The sequence below is a fragment of the Streptomyces durocortorensis genome (assembly GCF_016901035.1).
Lineage (GTDB): Bacteria > Actinomycetota > Actinomycetes > Streptomycetales > Streptomycetaceae > Streptomyces > Streptomyces durocortorensis.
In genome coordinates, this window is the sequence record NZ_JAFEUF010000030.1 from 1 (window position 1) to 12,976 (window position 12,976).

Here is a 12,976-nt window from a genome sequence, read left to right on the forward strand (position 1 = left end):
ATCGAGGTGAGGACGGCGGCGGTCGCGGCCCCGGCCAGGGCGAGCTTCACCGGCGTCGCGCCTTCCCGCCCGGCGGAGCCGCCCCCGGTCCCGAGGAGGGGGGCGCGCAGGGGCCGGGCGGCGGCTGGCACGGCGGGTGGGCCGCACCGCCCAAGCCGGGGGTGATACCCCTGGCGCCGCTGAGGGTCTCGGACATACTCAGCGGCGCCTTCGCAACGATCGGGCGGTACTGGAAGCCGCTGATCGGCGTGGCTCTGACGCTGTTCGGTGCGGCGACGCTCGTGATGGCCGTCGCCCTGGTGGTGGCCGCCTCCGCGGTGGCAAGCCAGTGGGACGAGCTGACGTCCGGCTCCTCGGGCTCCCCCGACGCCGACGAACTCGTCCCGCTGGGCGTGGCGTTCGGCGTGCTGATGGTCATCGGCATGATCGTCTACCTGCTGGCGTCGGCCATGATGCAGGCGGCGGCCCCCGTCGTCCTCCAGGAAGCCGTCCTGGGCCGCCCGATCCGCTTCGGAGAGGTCTGGAAGCGGGCGTGGTCGCGGGTCTGGGCGCTCATCGGCACGGTGTTCCTGACCGGGCTGGTCATGCTCATCCCGATGGCGCCCCTCATGGTCGCCTTCGCCGGGCTGATGGTCTACACGGTCTCGCTGGGCGACGAGGACGGTGCGCTGCCGTTGACGCTGATCGGCGCCCTCGTCGGGCTGCTCATCGCTCCGGTGGGGATGTGGCTCTGGGTGCGGTTCTCCCTGGCCACGACCATCGTGGTCTTCGAGAACCAGCGCCCGGTGGGAGCCCTGCGACGCTCGGCCCAGCTCGTGCGCGGCACCTGGTGGCGAGTCTTCGGCGTCACACTGCTCGGCTTCGGCATCGCGGCCATGATCGGCTTCATGATCCAGATGCCGTTCCAGATGATCGGCATGCTGCCCGGCCTGTTCGCCCCCGCGGACATGGGCGCCGAGCCGAGCGACGGAGCGCTCATCGCCATGCTCGGCAGCGTGATGCTGCTGTCGTTCATCAGCCAGATGATCTCGCAGTTGATCACGATGATCCTCCCGCCGCTGGTGAACGGCCTGCTCTACGTCGACCTCCGGATGCGTACGGAGAACCTGGGCCCGGTCCTGGCCGGGGCGGCGGCGCAGACGCTGCCGGAGCAGTACGGTCCACCGCCGCCCGCCCACGTCTGAACGAGGAGCCAGGCCGCGGCCTCAGTCGGTCAGGGTCCGCTTGGGGCGCAGCACGCAGAACTCGTTGCCCTCGGGGTCGGCCATCACCACGAAGGTGACGTCCGGCCCCTGCCCGACGTCCACCCGCCGGGCGCCGAGTGCGAGGATCCGCGTCACCTCGGCGTCCTGGTCGTCCGGGGTCAGATCGATGTGCAGCCGGTTCTTGACGGTCTTCCCCTCGGGCACGGGGAGGAAGCACATGCCCGGCAGCGCGGTCTCGTGCGCGCCGATGATGATCTCCTCCTCGTGCTCGAAGAGCACCTGCCAGTCCAGCACCGCACTCCAGAAGCGGGCCATGCGCGGCAGGTCGTGAGCGTCGACGGCGATGTGGTACATGGAGACGGCCATGCCCGCCAGTCTGCCTGGCGGGCATGGCCGTTGATCGCTCTTCGGGGAGCGTGTCAGACGTTGAACCCCAGCGCGCGGAGCTGCTCGCGTCCGTCGTCGGTGATCTTGTCCGGGCCCCACGGCGGCATCCAGACCCAGTTGATCCGCAGCTCGTTGACGATGCCGTCCGTGGCGGACTTCGCCTGGTCCTCGATGACGTCGGTCAGCGGGCAGGCCGCGGACGTCAGGGTCATGTCGAGGGTGGCGATGTTGGCGTCGTCGACGTGGATGCCGTAGATCAGGCCCAGGTTGACGACGTCGATGCCCAGCTCGGGGTCGACGACGTCGTACAGCGCCTCGCGGACCTCCTCCTCGGAGGCCGGCTTCATGGTCGCGGTCTCGTTGTCGCTCATGCGGTCTTCCCTTCGGACAGCGCCTTGGCCGTCGCGTCCTTCCACGCCATCCAGCTCAGCAGCGCGCACTTGACCCGGGCGGGGTACTTGGAGACGCCGGCGAACGCGACGGCGTCCTCCAGCACCTCCTCCATCGCGTCGTCCGGCTCCAGCTGGCCCTTGGACTGCATCAGCTCCAGGAAGGCGCCCTGGATCTTCTGCGCCTGGGACAGCTCCTTGCCGACGAGCAGCTCGTTCAGCACGGAGGCGGAGGCCTGGCTGATGGAGCAGCCCTGGCCCTCGTAGCTCACGTCGGCGATGGTCTCGCCGTCGTACTTCACGCGGAGCGTGATCTCGTCGCCGCACGTCGGGTTGACGTGGTGCACCTCGGCGTCGCCGTCCCGCAGGCCGCGCCCGTGGGGGTGCTTGTAGTGGTCCAGGATCACTTCCTGGTACATGGAATCAAGCTTCACCAGTCAGCCCTCACCCGAAGAAGTTCCGGACGTGCTCCAGGCCGTCCACCAGGGCGTCGACCTCGGCGGGCGTGGAGTACAGATAGAACGACGCTCGCGTCGTCGCGGGAATTCCGTACCGCAGGCAGACCGGGCGGGCGCAGTGGTGGCCGACCCGGACGGCGATGCCCTGCTCGTCGAGGACCTGGCCCACGTCGTGCGGGTGGATGTCGCCGAGTGTGAAGGAGATCGCCGCGCCGCGGTCCTCGGCCGTCGTCGGACCGATGATCCGCAGGTCGGGGACCTCCAGGAGGCGCTTCAGCGCGTACTCGGTGATCGCCTTCTCGTGGCTGTGGATCTTCTCCATGCCGATCGAGGTGAGGTAGTCCACGGCCGCGCCGAGGCCGACGGCCTGGGCGATCGGGGGCGTACCGGCCTCGAACTTGTGCGGAGCGGGGGCGTACGTCGAGGAGTGCATCGACACGGTCTCGATCATCTCGCCGCCGCCGAGGAACGGAGGCAGGTCCTCCAGGAGCTCCTGCCGTCCCCACAGCACGCCGATGCCCGTCGGGCCGACCATCTTGTGGCCGGTGAAGGCCACGAAGTCCGCCTGGAGCGCCTGCACGTCGAGCACCATGTGCGGGGCCGCCTGCGAGGCGTCGATACAGACCAGCGCGCCGACCTGCTGGGCGCGGCGGATGATCTGCTCGACCGGGTTGACCGTGCCCAGGATGTTGGAGACCAGCGTGAAGGAGACGATCTTCGTCTTCTCGGTGATGATCTCGTCGATGTTGGACAGGTCGAGCCGACCGTCGTCGGTGATGCCGAACCACTTCAGCTTCGCGCCGGTGCGCTGCGCGAGCAGCTGCCACGGCACGATGTTGGAGTGGTGCTCCATCTCCGTGGTGACGATCTCCGTGTCACGGTCCACCCGATAGGGCTCGTCCGCCCAGCCGAGCATGTTCGCCACGAGGTTCAGCGACTCCGAGGCGTTCTTCGTGAAGATCACCTCGTCACGGCTGGGTGCGTTGATGAAGGCGGCGACCTTGTCGCGGGCGCCCTCGTACAGCGCGGTGGCCTCCTCGGCGATCGTGTAGACGCCGCGGTGCACGTTCGCGTTGTGACGCTCGTAGTACGTGTTGAGCGCGTCGAGGACCTGGCGCGGCTTCTGCGAGGTCGCCGCGGAGTCCAGGTACACGACCTTCTTGCCGTCGTGGACCGTGCGGTCCAGGAGCGGGAAGTCCTTGCGGATCGCCTCGGTGTCGAGGAGGCCGGAGAGCCCCTGTCGGGCGTCAGTCACGCGGAAGCGCCACCCTTCGTGTAGGCCTCGTAGCCCTCGTTCTCCAGCTGGTCGGCCAGCTCTGCACCGCCGGAGGCCGCGATCCGGCCGTTGGCGAAGACGTGCACGAAGTCGGGCTTGATGTACTTCAGGATGCGGGTGTAGTGCGTGATCAGCAGCGTGCCGACCTCGCCGGTCTCGCGGACCCGGTTGACGCCCTCGGAGACGGTCTTGAGCGCGTCGACGTCCAGGCCGGAGTCGGTCTCGTCCAGGACGGCGATCTTCGGCTTGAGGAGCTCCAGCTGAAGGATCTCGTGGCGCTTCTTCTCACCGCCGGAGAAGCCCTCGTTGACGTTGCGCTCGGCGAAGGACGGGTCCATCTGGAGCCCGGCCATCGTCTCCTTGACCTCCTTGACCCACGTCCGCAGCTTGGGGGCCTCGCCGCGGATGGCGGTGGCGGAGGTGCGCAGGAAGTTGGAGACCGAGACACCGGGGATCTCGACCGGGTACTGCATGGCGAGGAACAGGCCGGCACGGGCCCGCTCGTCGACGGACATCTCCAGGACGTCCTCGCCGTCCAGGGTGACCGTACCGCTGGTGATCGTGTACTTGGGGTGACCCGCGAGCGAGTACGCGAGGGTGGACTTGCCGGACCCGTTGGGGCCCATGATGGCGTGGGTCTCGCCCTGCTTCACGGTCAGGTCGACGCCCTTGAGGATCTCCTTCGTGGCGTTGTCGGCCTCGACGGTGACGTGCAGGTCGCGGATTTCAAGCGTTGCCATGGGTGACTCAGGACTCCTGGGTGACGGAGACGAGCACATCGTCCCCTTCGATCTTTACGGGGTATACGGGGACGGGGCGCGTCGCGGGAAGGCCGGACGGCTTGCCGGTGCGGAGGTCGAACGACGATCCGTGCAGCCAGCACTCGATCGCGCAGTCCTCCACCTCGCCCTCCGAGAGGGAGACGTTCGCGTGCGAGCAGATGTCGTTGATCGCGAACACCTCGCCCTCGGTGCGGACGACGGAGACGGGTGTGCCGTCGAGCTCCACCCGCTTGGGGGTGTCGTCCTCCAGCTCACTCAGCGCACAGGCTTTGACGAAGGACATCAGACGGACGCCTTCAGCTCGGCCTCGATCTTCTCGATGAGCCGCTCCTCGACGTCCGGCAGGCCGATCTGCTGGACCAGCTCGGCGAAGAAGCCGCGCACGACCAGGCGTCGGGCCTCCTCGGCCGGGATGCCGCGGGACTGGAGGTAGAAGAGCTGCTCGTCGTCGAAGCGGCCGGTCGCCGAGGCGTGGCCGGCGCCGACGATCTCGCCGGTCTCGATCTCCAGGTTGGGCACGGAGTCGACCCGGGCCCCGTCGGTGAGGACGAGGTTCCGGTTCATCTCGTAGGTGTCGGTGCCCTCGGCCGCGGCCTGGATGAGGACATCGCCGATCCAGACGGCGTGCGCGCCGTCGCCCTGGAGGGCGCCCTTGTACACCGCGTTGGACTTGCAGTGCGGGGTGTTGTGGTCGACCAGCAGGCGGTGCTCCTGGTGCTGGCCCTTGTCGGTGAAGTACAGACCGAAGAGCTCCGCCTCGCCGCCGGTGGCCGCGTAGGCGACCCGGGGGTGCAGGCGCACGACGTCGCCGCCGAAGGTGACGACGATCGACTTGAACGAGGCGTCCCGGCCGACCAGCGCGTTGTGCTGGCCGACGTGGACGGCGGTGTCGTCCCAGTCCTGGACGGAGACGACGGTGAGCTTGGCGCCATCGCCCAGCACGTAGTCGACGTTGGCGGCGAGCACCGCGTCACCGGTGTGGTCGATGACGACGACGGCCTCGGCGAAGGCGCCCAGCTCGATGAGCTGGTGGCCGAAGGCGACGCCGCCCTCGCCGTGCACGGCGATCCGGATCGGCTCGGTGAGCACGGCCTCCTTGGCGACCGTGACGACCGACGCCTGCTCGAAGGAGCTGTAGGCCTGGGCGGCGACCCGGTCCACCGGGGTGCCGGCCTTGCCGAGCCGGGAGTCGTCGCGGCCGACGGTCTCGACCGTGACGCCCTCGGGCGCCTCGATGGCGACCTTCACGCCGCTGCCGGTGGCGACGGCGGTGCCGTCGTGCAGCCCACGCAGGCGCTCCAGCGGCGTGAAACGCCACTCCTCCTCGCGGCCGTGCGGGACGGGGAAGTCCGCGACGTCGAAGGACGGGGGTGCGCTCATGCGAGTGGCGACGGTCGACTCGGCGGCCACCGCGATGGAGCCGGCGGTGGTGGAGCCCGCCGGAGTGTTCTGAGCCTCAGCCATGGCTGTCGTAGTGCTCGCTTTCTTCAGTCAAGAACTCGGGGGATTCGGTGGGGCGGGGGGGGGGGTGAACGGCCGTCCCGGTGGTCCGCGGGCGCGGACCTAGCCGACCGAACCCTCCATCTGCAGCTCGATCAGCCGGTTGAGCTCCAGGGCGTACTCCATGGGCAGCTCCTTGGCGATCGGCTCGACGAAGCCGCGCACGATCATCGCCATGGCCTCGAACTCGGTGAGTCCGCGGCTCATGAGGTAGAAGAGCTGGTCCTCGGAGACCTTGGAGACGGTCGCCTCGTGGCCCATCGACACGTCGTCCTCGCGGACGTCGACGTAGGGGTAGGTGTCCGAGCGGGAGATCGTGTCGACGAGCAGAGCGTCGCAGAGGACGTTGGACTTCGCGCCCGGCGCGCCCTCGCCGATCTCGATCAGTCCGCGGTAGGACGTACGGCCGCCGCCTCGCGCCACCGACTTGGAGACGATGTTGGAGGAGGTGTTCGGGGCCATGTGGACCATCTTGGCGCCGGCGTCCTGGTGCTGGCCCTCGCCCGCGAAGGCGATGGACAGGGTCTCGCCCTTGGCGTGCTCGCCCATCAGGTAGACGGCCGGGTACTTCATGGTCACCTTGGAGCCGATGTTGCCGTCGACCCACTCCATGGTCGCGCCCTCGTAGGCCACGGCCCGCTTGGTGACCAGGTTGTAGACGTTGTTCGACCAGTTCTGGATGGTCGTGTAGCGGCAGCGGCCGCCCTTCTTCACGATGATCTCGACCACGGCGCTGTGCAGCGAGTCCGAGGAGTAGATCGGGGCGGTGCAGCCCTCGACGTAGTGGACGTAGGCGTCCTCGTCGACGATGATCAGCGTCCGCTCGAACTGGCCCATGTTCTCCGTGTTGATACGGAAGTAGGCCTGGAGCGGGATGTCCACGTGGACGCCCTTGGGCACGTAGATGAACGAGCCGCCGGACCACACGGCCGAGTTCAGCGAGGCGAACTTGTTGTCACCGACGGGGATGACGGTGCCGAAGTACTCCTTGAAGAGCTCCGGGTGCTCCTTCAGCGCGGTGTCGGTGTCCATGAAGATGACACCCTGCGCCTCCAGCTCCTCGTTGATCTGGTGGTAGACGACCTCGGACTCGTACTGCGCGGCGACGCCGGCGACGAGGCGCTGCTTCTCCGCCTCGGGGATGCCGAGCTTGTCGTACGTGTTCTTGATGTCCTCGGGCAGGTCCTCCCAGGAGGCCGCCTGCTTCTCCGTGGAGCGCACGAAGTACTTGATGTTGTCGAAGTCGATGCCCGACAGGTCCGAGCCCCAGTTGGGCATGGGCTTCTTGCCGAAGAGCTTGAGGCCCTTGAGCCGCAGCTTCAGCATCCACTCGGGCTCGTTCTTCTTCTCCGAGATGTCGCGGACGACAGCCTCGGAGAGACCGCGCTTCGCCGCCGCGCCTGCCGCGTCGGAGTCGGCCCAGCCGAATTCGTACGTACCCAGACCCTCGAGCTCAGGGTGGGCAGTCTCCGTGGGGAGCGTCATGCGGGGTTCCTCCCGGCCGTGCTTGCAGATGCTGAATGGGTGGTCTGTGGGGGTGCTGCGTGGCCACTGCGTGGCACATAGGTCGTGCACACGCCGTCGCCGTGGGCGAGGGTGGCCAGACGCTGCACATGCGTCCCGAGGAGGCTGGAGAAGAATTCCGTCTCCGCCTCGCACAGCTGTGGGAACTGCTCGGCGACATGCGCCACCGGGCAGTGGTGCTGGCACAGCTGCTCGCCCTGCTGCGGGCCCGGCGCGCTTCGCGCCGTAGCAGCGTACCCGTCGGCGGTCAGGGCCTTGGCCAGGGCCTCGGTGCGCCCTTCGGGCTCCGCGGCCTCGACCGCCGCGCGGTACGCCTCGCCCATCGCGGCCATCCGGGCGCGGGCGAAGGCGATGATCGCCTCGTCGCCCCCGGACTCGGCGATGAAGCGCAGGGCGTCGGCGGCCAGCTTGTCGTAGGACTGGTCGAAGGCGTCCCGGCCGCAGTCGGTCAGGGCGAACACCTTGGCGGGCCTGCCGCGGGTCCGCGCCCCGTACACCCGCTGTTCACGGGCTTCGACGACATCGTCGGAGACGAGGGCGTCCAAGTGGCGGCGGACGGCGGCCTGGGTGAGGCCGACGCGCTTGGCGAGATCCGCGACGGTGGAGGGGCCGTGGTCCAGGATGGAGCGCGCGACCCGGTTGCGCGTCGAGCGCTCACCGGTCGCGAGTTCCTCCTGAGGAGCCCGTCCGTCGTATTTCACAACACCATTGTTGCGTAATTCCTTCGACTCTGACAACCACGGTCCGGAACGATCAACGGTGCGGTTCGTCACTTAGGGTTACCTAATCTGGCCCCGCGGGACGGCTTCTCCGAGGCGCTGCCTAGACTGGTGCGCCATGGAGAACGAGCCCGTCGTACAGGTCAGCGGCCTGGTCAAGCGGTACGGCGCGAAGACCGCGGTGAACGGCCTCGATCTGGTCGTCGCGACCGGCGCGGTGACCGCCGTCCTCGGCCCGAACGGCGCCGGGAAGACCACCACGATCGAGACCTGCGAGGGCTACCGCCGCCCCGACGCCGGCACCGTACGCGTCCTCGGCCTCGACCCGGTCGCCGACGCCGAGCGGCTGCGCCCGCGGGTCGGGGTGATGCTCCAGTCCGGCGGCGTCTACTCCGGCGCCCGCGCGGAGGAGATGCTCCGCCACATGGCCAAGCTGCACGCCCACCCCCTCGACGTGGACGCCCTGATCGAGCGCCTGGGCCTCGGCGACTGCGGCCGTACCACCTACCGGCGGCTCTCCGGCGGGCAGCAGCAGCGCCTCTCCCTGGCCATGGCGGTCGTCGGCCGGCCCGAGCTGGTCTTCCTGGACGAGCCGACCGCGGGGCTCGACCCGCAGGCCCGCCGCTCCACCTGGGACCTGGTGCGCGAGCTGCGCGCCGACGGAGTGTCCGTGGTGCTGACCACCCACTTCATGGACGAGGCCGAAACGCTCGCCGACGACGTCGCGATCATCGACGCGGGCCGGGTCATCGCCCAGGGCAGCCCGGAGCAGCTCTGCCGGGGCGGCGCCGAGAACACCCTGCGCTTCACCGGCCGCCCCGGGCTCGACCTCGGCTCCCTCCTCAAGGCCCTGCCCGACGGCTGCGGGGCCGCCGAGCCGCTCCCGGGGACGTACCGGATCACCGGGAGCATCGACCCGCAGCTGCTCGCCACCGTGACTTCCTGGTGCGCCCAGCACGGCGTGATGCCCGACGGCATCTCCGTGGAGCGGCACACCCTGGAGGACGTCTTCCTCGAACTGACCGGCAAGGAACTGACCGGCAAGGAGCTGCGCGCATGAGCGCCGGTACGTACACCCCGCGCCCCGGCGCCGCCCCGCTCCCCCGGATGATCGCCGCGCAGACCGCGCTGGAGACCCGGATGCTGCTGCGCAACGGCGAGCAGCTGCTGCTGACGGTGATCATCCCGACGCTGCTGCTGGTGCTGTTCAGCGCGGTCGACATCGTCGACACGGGCGCGGGCGCGTCGGTCGACTTCCTCGCCCCGGGCGTCCTGGCGCTCGCCGTGATGTCCACCGCCTTCACCGGCCAGGCCATCGCCACCGGCTTCGAACGCCGTTACGGGGTCCTCAAGCGGCTCGGGGCGTCCCCGCTGCCGCGCTGGGCGCTGATGACCGCGAAGACGCTGTCGGTGCTGGTCACCGAGGTGCTCCAGATCGTGCTGCTGACGGCGATCGCCTTCGCGCTCGGCTGGTCGCCCGAGGGCAACCCGCTCTCGGTACTGCTGCTCCTCGTCCTCGGGACCGCCGCGTTCTCCGGGCTCGGGCTGCTGATGGCCGGGACGCTGAAGGCCGAGGCGACGCTCGCCGCCGCCAACCTGGTCTTCCTGCTGCTGCTGGTCGGCGGCGGGGTCATCGTGCCGCTGGACAAGTTCCCGGACGCGGTGCAGTCGGTGCTGGGGCTGCTGCCGGTGTCGGCGCTCTCGGAGGGGCTGCGGGACGTCCTGCAGCACGGCGCGTCGATGCCGTGGGCCCAGGCCGGGATCCTCGCGGTGTGGGCGGTGCTGGGGCTCGGCACGGCGGCGAAGTTCTTCCGCTGGGAGTAGGGCTCGCCACAGGGATTTTCCGGGCAGGCGCGCACGTACCCACCCCTCGTGAAAACGCGCACAAGCCCCGTCCTACGATGGTCCGCGTGGAAACCCCCATCTCCCTCATCGCCAAGCGCTGGACGCCGTCCACCAAGATGGTGAAGCGCGCCGCGCTCTCCGCCATCCTGATGAGCGTCTTCATCATCATCACCGGCGGGGCCGTCCGGCTCACCGGTTCGGGGCTCGGCTGCGACACCTGGCCCAAGTGCACCGACGACAGCCTGTTCGCGACGCCCGAGCAGGGACTGCACGGAGCGATCGAGTTCGGCAACCGGATGCTGGCCTACGTGCTGTCGGCCGCGGTCGGCTGGGCGATCATCGCCGTCAGTTCGATGAAGCCGCGCCGCCGCAAGCTGACCCGGCTGGCCTGGTCGCAGTTCTGGATCGTGCTGGGCAACGCCATCCTCGGCGGGATCACGGTCTGGGCGGGACTCAACCCGTGGACGGTGGCCGGGCACTTCCTGCTGGCCAACGTGCTCCTGGCGATCGCCGTGATCACCTGGGTGCGGATCGACGAGGGCGACGGCCCGCCGCGGCCCCGGACCCCGCTGCCGGTGCGCCGGCTGGCGTGGGCGATCATGGCGACGACTGTGGTGCTGATCGTGCTGGGCACCTCGGTGACCGGTTCCGGCAAGCACGCCGGCGACAGCAGCGACGTACCGCGCATGCCGTGGGACTGGTCGGCCGCCGCCCATGTCCACGCCATCGCCGCCTGGGTGGTCTGCGCCCTGGCCATCGCGATGTGGCTGGCCCTGCGGGTGGTCGACGCCCCCGCCGACACCCGGGCCCGCGCCCGTGACCTGCTGCTCGTGCTGCTCGCCCAGGGCGCGATCGGGTACGTCCAGTACTTCAGCGACGTCCCCGAGATCCTGGTCGGCATCCACATGTTCGGCTCGGCCATCCTGTTGATCGCCGTGGTCCGGCTCGTCCTCAGCATGCGCGAGCGCGGCGACGACGCGCCCGCCCCGCTGCCCGGCCCCTCCGCCGAACGGCCGGAGACGGCACCGGCGACGGCGGTCTGACGGACGTACGTACGGCGGGTGAGGGGCGGCGGGCCGGGGGGCCTGCCGCCCCTCGGTCGTGTCCCCGCTCCTCACCGCTCTCATCCCAGGCCGTACACCCGGCGTGCGTTGCCCGACCCGATCATCGTGGCGACCCGGGCCGCGTCCCGCCGGGTCCACGCGCCGTCCTCCACCCAGGCGCCCAGCACCCGCCCCAGCGCCTCGCGGAACTGCCGCGCGCTCACCAGGTGCAGTTCCGGCAGCCCCTGCGCCCCGCTGGAGAACAGCAGCTTGCCGAACGGTGCCAGCTCCATGATCTCCGCGAGCACGCCCGCCGCCCGCGCCCCCGTCCGCGCCGGTACGGTCCCGAGGTCGGCGTAGACGTGCGGGTGCCGGCCGGCCAGCGCGGCGGTCTGCCGGTGGTACGGGTAGCCGTGCAGGAGGACGAGGTCGCAGCCGTGGCCCTCGGTGGCGGCGGCGAAGTCGGCGAGGCGGGCCGGGTCCGCGGTGCCCAGGCGCAGTTGCAGCGGCAGCCCGCAGGCCACCGCGGACCAGCGCAGATGGTCCAGCAGCTCCGGTTCGAGGGGCGCCCCGCCGCCGCCCCGGCCCACCGTGCCCCGGCGGGCGGCCCGGCGCTCCGTCACCCGCCGGGCCAGCCAGCGCCCGGCGGCCGCCCGCACCCGGACCGGCCCCGGCGGCTCGGGGGCGGCGTACGGTGCGCCGGCGCCGACGGAGGTGAACGCGACGGCGGAGGACGCGGCGGTGTGCACGGCCTCGCCGAGGTTGACCAGGAAGGTGTCGACGGTGCCCGAGGTGTCGGCGACGTGTTCGGCGAGGACCTCCAGCCGGACGATCTCCCGGGCTTCGGAACCGGCCGCCGAGGCCAGCTCGGCCGGTCCGGTGAGGTCGCCGGGGAGTCCGGTGTCGACGAGGTGGGCGGAGACCCCGGAGGCGCGCAGCAGGCGGCGGGAGGTCTCGGCGACGCCCAGTTCGCGCCGCCTGGCCAGATAGTGGGCGGGCGGGCAGTGCGCTTCGAGGCCGAGCAGGGGCGGGCACCAGCGGCGCACGGCGAAGCCGGTCTGGGTGTCGAAGAAGGTGGTGCCGGGGGCGGCCGGGGCGCGGGTGGCGGTGAGCCGGGCCTCGAAGGTCCCGAGGCCCAGCTCGGCGCGCAGCACGCCGTGGCAGTTCTGGTCGACCAGGTCGGCCACGGGCACGGTGTCGGTCATCCGGGGCTCCCTGGGACGGCGTGCGTGTGCACGGCCTAACGGGTGAGCCCCGGATCAGGTGTTGCCCGAGGGAGTGTCAGGACGCTTCCCCGGGCGGGACACCGTCCGGGCGGAAGCCTCAGCTGTCGTTGGACGGGCCGCCGACCTGGATCCCGGCCATCCGGGACCACTCGTACGGGCCCGTGCGGACCTTGAGCGCGAACTCGCCGTCGAACTCGTCGTGCATCGTGATGCCGGACTTCGCGGCCGCGCTCTCGGCCACCGCGTAGGTCGGGGCGACGAGGTCGCCCCACGCGCCGTCCTCGCCGACCAGGACGATGCGGGCGCCCGCCTGGCCGATGTAGGCGAGCTGCCCCTCCGCGCCGCCGTGCTCCTTGGCGAAGGCGCCGATCTCGCGGGCGAGCTTCGCCGCCCTGCGCTCGTCGCGCGCCGCCTTCCTGGCGTCCGTCCGTGAGGTCTGCTCGGTGTCCGCTGCGTCTGCTGCCGTCTCTGCCATGAACAGGATGCTACCGACGGGTAGATGAACTGGCGAGGGGGGGGGGGGGGGGGGGGGGGGGGGGGGGGGGGGGGGGGGCGGGGGGGGCGGCGCCGCACTGAGGAGGGCCGGGCGGCGGTGGCGCGCGCCGGGGTCGCAGCGAGCGGC

Annotated in this window: 15 protein-coding genes and 1 pseudogene; 4 read left to right on the forward strand and 12 right to left on the reverse strand. The window is 70.5% G+C overall.

The annotated features are described in order from the left end of the window. Positions 1 to 110: pseudogene (locus tag JS521_RS36550) on the reverse strand (iron ABC transporter permease); the annotation flags it as partial. A gap of 84 nt (positions 111 to 194) precedes the next feature. On the opposite strand from JS521_RS36550, the gene JS521_RS09000 reads away from it, so the two are divergent. After that, positions 195 to 1,184 carry a DUF7847 domain-containing protein gene (locus JS521_RS09000; RefSeq protein ID WP_205082224.1) on the forward strand — a complete coding sequence of 330 codons (990 nt, stop codon included), beginning with the start codon at positions 195 to 197 and terminating at the stop codon, positions 1,182 to 1,184. Between the two features lie 21 nt (positions 1,185 to 1,205). Here the strand turns inward: JS521_RS09000 and JS521_RS09005 are convergent, their stop codons facing one another. From JS521_RS09005 to JS521_RS09045, 9 genes are all read right to left on the reverse strand, one after another. Further along, positions 1,206 to 1,571 (reverse strand): VOC family protein, encoded by a 366-nt coding sequence (locus tag JS521_RS09005; RefSeq protein WP_205082192.1) that lies wholly within the window; start codon positions 1,569 to 1,571, stop codon positions 1,206 to 1,208. Positions 1,572 to 1,624: 53 nt separating this feature from the next. Beyond that, the gene (locus JS521_RS09010; protein WP_003969897.1) at positions 1,625 to 1,963 is read right to left on the reverse strand and encodes a metal-sulfur cluster assembly factor; all 339 of its coding nucleotides are present in this window, start codon (positions 1,961 to 1,963) and stop codon (positions 1,625 to 1,627) included. After that, positions 1,960 to 2,415: a Fe-S cluster assembly sulfur transfer protein SufU gene (sufU, locus tag JS521_RS09015; RefSeq protein WP_307847818.1), complete on the reverse strand. Its 456-nt coding sequence runs from the start codon at positions 2,413 to 2,415 to the stop codon at positions 1,960 to 1,962. Before sufU ends, JS521_RS09010 begins: the two co-directional genes overlap by 4 nt. 10 nt (positions 2,416 to 2,425) lie before the next feature. Beyond that, positions 2,426 to 3,694 carry a cysteine desulfurase gene (locus tag JS521_RS09020; RefSeq protein ID WP_010061310.1) on the reverse strand — a complete coding sequence of 423 codons (1,269 nt, stop codon included), beginning with the start codon at positions 3,692 to 3,694 and terminating at the stop codon, positions 2,426 to 2,428. Beyond that, positions 3,691 to 4,455, reverse strand: coding sequence for a Fe-S cluster assembly ATPase SufC (gene sufC / locus JS521_RS09025; RefSeq protein WP_073802106.1), 765 nt, complete (start codon positions 4,453 to 4,455; stop codon positions 3,691 to 3,693). The genes JS521_RS09020 and sufC overlap by 4 nt, the downstream gene beginning before the upstream one ends. A 7-nt stretch (positions 4,456 to 4,462) precedes the next feature. Further along, positions 4,463 to 4,780: a bifunctional 3-phenylpropionate/cinnamic acid dioxygenase ferredoxin subunit gene (locus tag JS521_RS09030; RefSeq protein ID WP_003969893.1), complete on the reverse strand. Its 318-nt coding sequence runs from the start codon at positions 4,778 to 4,780 to the stop codon at positions 4,463 to 4,465. Further along, positions 4,780 to 5,961 (reverse strand): Fe-S cluster assembly protein SufD, encoded by a 1,182-nt coding sequence (gene sufD, locus JS521_RS09035; RefSeq protein ID WP_205082194.1) that lies wholly within the window; start codon positions 5,959 to 5,961, stop codon positions 4,780 to 4,782. Before sufD ends, JS521_RS09030 begins: the two co-directional genes overlap by 1 nt. A gap of 99 nt (positions 5,962 to 6,060) precedes the next feature. Next, a complete protein-coding gene (gene sufB, locus JS521_RS09040; RefSeq protein WP_007448476.1) occupies positions 6,061 to 7,482 on the reverse strand; it encodes a Fe-S cluster assembly protein SufB in 1,422 nt (473 codons plus the stop codon). Continuing rightward, the gene (locus tag JS521_RS09045) at positions 7,479 to 8,222 is read right to left on the reverse strand and encodes a helix-turn-helix transcriptional regulator (protein WP_201045511.1); all 744 of its coding nucleotides are present in this window, start codon (positions 8,220 to 8,222) and stop codon (positions 7,479 to 7,481) included. Before JS521_RS09045 ends, sufB begins: the two co-directional genes overlap by 4 nt. 136 nt (positions 8,223 to 8,358) lie before the next feature. On the opposite strand from JS521_RS09045, the gene JS521_RS09050 reads away from it, so the two are divergent. The 3 genes from JS521_RS09050 to JS521_RS09060 all read left to right on the forward strand — a co-directional run bounded on the left by JS521_RS09050 (position 8,359) and on the right by JS521_RS09060 (position 11,128). Beyond that, the gene (locus tag JS521_RS09050; protein ID WP_205082195.1) at positions 8,359 to 9,300 is read left to right on the forward strand and encodes an ABC transporter ATP-binding protein; all 942 of its coding nucleotides are present in this window, start codon (positions 8,359 to 8,361) and stop codon (positions 9,298 to 9,300) included. Next, positions 9,297 to 10,064 (forward strand): ABC transporter permease, encoded by a 768-nt coding sequence (locus JS521_RS09055; RefSeq protein ID WP_205082196.1) that lies wholly within the window; start codon positions 9,297 to 9,299, stop codon positions 10,062 to 10,064. The genes JS521_RS09050 and JS521_RS09055 overlap by 4 nt, the downstream gene beginning before the upstream one ends. A gap of 77 nt (positions 10,065 to 10,141) precedes the next feature. Next, complete coding sequence (locus JS521_RS09060; protein ID WP_205082197.1) at positions 10,142 to 11,128, forward strand: COX15/CtaA family protein; 987 nt, start codon at positions 10,142 to 10,144, stop codon at positions 11,126 to 11,128. Between the two features lie 80 nt (positions 11,129 to 11,208). Here the strand turns inward: JS521_RS09060 and JS521_RS09065 are convergent, their stop codons facing one another. Next, positions 11,209 to 12,333, reverse strand: a complete 1,125-nt coding sequence (locus JS521_RS09065; RefSeq protein WP_205082198.1) for an amidohydrolase family protein — start codon at positions 12,331 to 12,333, stop codon at positions 11,209 to 11,211. A gap of 118 nt (positions 12,334 to 12,451) precedes the next feature. Continuing rightward, positions 12,452 to 12,829, reverse strand: coding sequence for a hypothetical protein (locus JS521_RS09070; protein WP_205082199.1), 378 nt, complete (start codon positions 12,827 to 12,829; stop codon positions 12,452 to 12,454). Positions 12,830 to 12,976 lie beyond the last annotated feature (147 nt).